Origin of the sequence: Sulfitobacter sp., from assembly GCF_041552635.1 — a bacterium.
Classification (GTDB): domain Bacteria; phylum Pseudomonadota; class Alphaproteobacteria; order Rhodobacterales; family Rhodobacteraceae; genus Sulfitobacter.
The window spans coordinates 1-1,126 of sequence record NZ_JBFEKM010000394.1 but is presented as its reverse complement, the minus strand read 5'-3'; the positions used below and the strand labels follow the sequence as shown (position 1 = coordinate 1,126).

At 55.7% G+C, this 1,126-nt stretch carries 1 protein-coding gene; it reads left to right on the top strand.

Translation table 11 applies throughout. The features are described from left to right. Window positions 1-43: 43 nt before the first annotated feature. A partial coding sequence (locus ABYT07_RS21345) for an FMN-binding protein (RefSeq protein WP_372994002.1) occupies window positions 44-1,126 on the top strand: 1,083 nt, incomplete at its 3' end.

Here is a 1,126-nt window from a genome sequence, read left to right as displayed (position 1 = left end):
TTATGCGTAGCGACGGGCGACTTTTACCTAAGGACGCCTTCGCATGAATATCTTTCTGCACCCCCTTAAATTCATGGCGATGCTTGCGACAATGCTCTTCATCGGGCTCCCTGTTGCGGCCGATACCATCCTGGCTAAACTGCTGCCTGACCTGACCGCCTCAGAGTTGGTTGAGGGTGCGGATGCCTTTGGTTCAATCCATCCTGATATTCCAGTTGTTCAAATACTCAAGGCTGGCGAGCGGATCGGCTGGGCTTATATTACCTCTGATTTTGTTTCGACCACCGGATATTCGGGCAAGCCCATTCATACGATGGTTGCGATTGATGACGGCGCGCAGGTGATTGGCGTCCAACTGGTCAAACACTCGGAGCCTATTGTTTTGATCGGTATTCCCGATTCCAAGGTGAAGGCGCTGGTTGCCAATTATCGCGGTCTTGATCTTGTGGCCGAGGCGGAATCGGGAGGCACCGCGCACCAGCTTGACATCATTTCAGGTGCTACCGTCACGATCATGGTGATCGACGATTCAATTGTGCGGGCCGGTTTGAAAGTCGCACGCCAACTTGGACTTGGTGGCCTCGTGCTTGAAGACGCAAGCGCGGGCCCGCAGTTTGAGATCAACCCTGACGCGGAAGCATCCACCGACTGGATGACATTGGAAGGGGATGGCACATTGCGCCGTCTGTCGCTGGACGTGGGCCAGATCAATTCAGCCTTTGATGCCATGGAAGATGAACGCGCGGGCAAGCGGGCGCTGACCGAAGCACCTGAGACAACATTTATCGAGATGCAGGCGGCCCTCGTGTCCCATCCTGCCATTGGCCGTGCTATTCTGGGCGAGGCTGTTGCCGAGAATATCGAGGCATGGCTGGAGGAGGGCGATCACGCCATCGCAATTGTGGGCCGTGGCCTCTATTCCTTCAAAGGGTCAGGCTATGTCCGCGGTGGCATCTTTGACCGGATATTTCTGATTCAGGATGATGTGTCCGTTCGCTTCCGTGACCGTATGCACAAGCGGATCAACACGATTGCCACCGAGGGCGCGCCGGTCTTTGCCGAAGCGGACCTGTTCAAAATACCCGCCGACAGTGGCTTTGATCCGACAAAGCCGTTCCGCATTCAG